Below are 3,500 nucleotides of genomic sequence, written 5' to 3' on the forward strand. Positions count from 1 at the left end.
GGTCAGGACGCACAATGATGCGCACTTCCCTGCCGGCCTGGATGGCAAATGATTTCTCAACGCCATCATACGACTCTGAAATCTCTTCAAGTTTTTGTAGCCTGCGGATATAATTTTCCAGTGTTTCACTGCGAGCTCCAGGACGGGCCGCAGATAATGCATCCGCTGCAGCGACAAGCACTGCGATGACCGATGTCGCCTCTTCATCGCCATGGTGCGAAGCGATACTGTTAATGACGACCGGGTGTTCTTTGTACTTCGTAGCGAGTTCCACGCCAATTTGGACATGGCTGCCTTCCACTTCGTGGTCAATTGCTTTTCCGATGTCATGAAGCAATCCGGCACGTCTTGCCAGCGTGACGTCCTCGCCAACTTCTGCAGCCAATAATCCGGCTAAATATGCGACTTCCGTCGAGTGTTTCAAGACGTTCTGTCCATAGCTTGTCCGGAAATGAAGCCGGCCGAGAATTTTGATCAGATCTGGATGGAGATTATGCACACCGATATCGAATGTGGTTTGTTCCCCTTTTTCCCTGATCAGTTCGTCAACTTCACGTCTCGCCTTATCCACCATTTCCTCAATCCGGGCTGGGTGAATCCTGCCGTCTTGTACAAGCTTTTCGAGAGCAAGACGGGCAATTTCCCGGCGGACCGGATCAAAGCCTGATAGAATTACCGCTTCTGGCGTATCATCAATAATCAAATCGATTCCCGTCAACGTTTCAAGTGTACGGATATTGCGACCTTCCCGACCGATGATTCGACCTTTCATCTCGTCATTTGGCAAATTGACTACCGAGACAGTCGTTTCAGCTACATGGTCAGCAGCAAATCGTTGTAATGCGAGTGAAAGGATTTCACGTGCTTTCTTTTCGGACTCTTCCTTAGCACGCTGTTCCGACTCCTTCGTCATTACCGCAATATCTGTGGAAAGCTCATTTTCGACCTCGTCCAGGATAATTCGTTTCGCTTCATCCCGGGTAAGTGCCGAAATCCTTTCCAGTTCTACTTGCTGCACGGCAACGAGTTCTTCCGCCTTGCGTTCCATCTGTTCAATATGCTGTTGTCTTCCTGAAAGCGCTTCATCCTTGCGCTCCAGTCCCGCTTCTCTTTTGTTGAGAGCATCATCCTTGCGGTCAAGATTTTCTTCCCGTTGCAAAAGGCGATTTTCCTGCTTCTGCAGTTCCGCTCTTCTTTCACGGATTTCCGTTTCCGCTTCAATTCTCAATTTGTGATTTTCATCTTTCGCTTCCAATAGTGCCTCTTTTTTCAAAGCCTCCGCTTCACGTTTCGCCTCTTCGACAATTGTTTCAGCTGAGTTTTTGGCACCCGTCACTTTTGAATCATTCACTTTTTTCATAACTGAGTAGATAACAACTGCACCGACGATCAGACCGAGCAAAGCGGAGATGATTATGTTAAACATCCAGGTCACCTCCTCCTGCTTATTCTTTTCGTTTTCAGTCGGCACGTATATCAAAACGCAACATACTGCCATAATCATTTCATTGGTGTGAAATTATACAATTCTAATTGTATCCATGTAAATTTGACATGTCAAGGATTCACGAGCCTAACTCACCATTATTTAACGGCTTGTTTTTCATGTCAGCTCAAAACCACGCATATTATGAGTGAATTTTAGAAATAAAATATCAAAATAGCTTTCTAACTATTTAAAGTCTCTCTTAGTTTGCAGCGAATTGAAATAAAACCGACCTTCACAAAATGGAAGATCGGCTGCTATTATTTCTTATTCTTCTTTTTCAAGGAAGAGTTCCAATTCTTCTTCTTCCTCTTCATCATGGCCGGCAATCACATAGTTTGCGCTTGCCAATCCATACGAGTCACGAATTTTATTTGCAATTTCAGCACGGATATCGGGATTTTCCTTCAAGAACTGCTTCGCATTTTCACGGCCTTGACCGAGACGCTCCCCTTCATAGGAATACCAAGCCCCGCTCTTTTGGACAACTTCCAATTCGGCACCAAGATCCACGATCTCGCCTTCTTTGGAAATCCCTTCTCCATACATAATATCAACTTCAGCTGTCCGGAATGGCGGCGCCACTTTGTTTTTGACTACACGGATCCGCGTTTTGTTACCGTTAATATCGTTTCCGGACTTGATCGCTTCCCCTCTACGCACTTCAAGACGCACGGAGGAATAGAATTTTAGTGCACGGCCGCCTGGCGTAACTTCGGGATTACCGAACATGACGCCGACTTTTTCACGGATTTGGTTAATGAAGACTGCAATTGTCTTCGATTTGTTAATAGCTCCTGACAACTTACGGAGCGCCTGGGACATGAGACGCGCTTGCAAACCGACATGCGAGTCACCCATTTCCCCTTCAATTTCCGCCTTTGGCACAAGGGCAGCAACAGAGTCGATAACGATAATGTCAATCGCTCCGCTTCGAACTAGCGCCTCTGCAATTTCAAGCGCCTGCTCGCCCGTGTCTGGCTGGGATAAGAGCAATTCATCGATATTGACGCCTAGTTTTTGAGCATATACTGGATCCAGCGCATGCTCCGCATCAATAAATGCAGCTTGTCCTCCTGATGCTTGGACTTCCGCAATCGCATGAAGTGCGACAGTTGTCTTACCCGAGCTTTCAGGGCCGTATATTTCGATGACACGTCCACGTGGATATCCGCCTACTCCTAGTGCGGCATCCAGTGCCAATGATCCTGAGGATGATGTGGAAATTTGACGGTCAGTCTGTTCCCCCAGTTTCATGACTGAACCTTTGCCGAATTGTTTTTCAATTTGTTTCAAAGCTTGGTCTAAAGCAGCTTTACGATCGCTCAAAATGATTCCTCCCCTAAAAGGTGTTGTTCTTTTTCTTCCTGTCTCTACTATACTCCTTTTTTGAGAAATACTCAAATAAAAAACGAACGGATATTCGATTTTTTTCTTCAATATCAGATTTTAATTGAGAAAAAGGGGTAAATCCTAGTTTTAATTGAGAAACGGGCCCTAAATAACAAGTTTGGCCCGTTTCAAAACTAGAGATATTAAATTACTGAAGATGTTTAATTAAATAGTATAAAGCATAATGTGCAGCTCGCCGGCGATTAGCATTTCTTGAACCCGATAATGATAGGTTATAAGCTTCAACCGTGCCGTCTTGAAACGCGATGCCGATCCATACAGTTCCGACAGGTTTGTTATCGTGCGGATCAGGTCCCGCGACGCCCGTCAAACCGACACCTATGTCTGAATTGAATTTCTTTTTCACTTGCATAGCCAAGGCAGTGGCGCATTCCTTGCTTACAACGCCAAATTCTTTTAACAAGGAAGGAGAAATTTCAAGCTGTTCTACTTTAGCCTGTTCATTGTAAACGATCACGCCACCTTTTAATGAAGCACTAATGCCTGCTTCACCCGCAAGCTCAGCCAGTAACATTCCGGCAGTCAGGCTTTCAGCCGCTGAAATGGTCAGTCCTTGCTTTATTAGCAATTCTGCCGCTTTGGAGGACAAAGTATCCTCATT

General features: G+C 45.5%; 3 protein-coding genes. All 3 read right to left on the reverse strand.

The annotated features are described in order from the left end of the window. Positions 1–1,426: ribonuclease Y (rny, locus tag NCCP2222_RS07540; protein ID WP_248511170.1), on the reverse strand; the 1,426-nt coding region annotated here is incomplete at its 3' end. 327 nt (positions 1,427–1,753) lie between these two features. Then, positions 1,754–2,815: a recombinase RecA gene (gene recA / locus NCCP2222_RS07545; protein WP_269136064.1), complete on the reverse strand. Its 1,062-nt coding sequence runs from the start codon at positions 2,813–2,815 to the stop codon at positions 1,754–1,756. 211 nt (positions 2,816–3,026) lie between these two features. After that, positions 3,027–3,500, reverse strand: a 474-nt coding sequence (locus tag NCCP2222_RS07550) for a nicotinamide-nucleotide amidohydrolase family protein (protein WP_248511172.1), incomplete at its 5' end; no start/stop codon positions are given.

The organism is Sporosarcina sp. NCCP-2222 (genome assembly GCF_023168145.1).
Taxonomy (GTDB): Bacteria; Bacillota; Bacilli; order Bacillales_A; family Planococcaceae; genus Sporosarcina.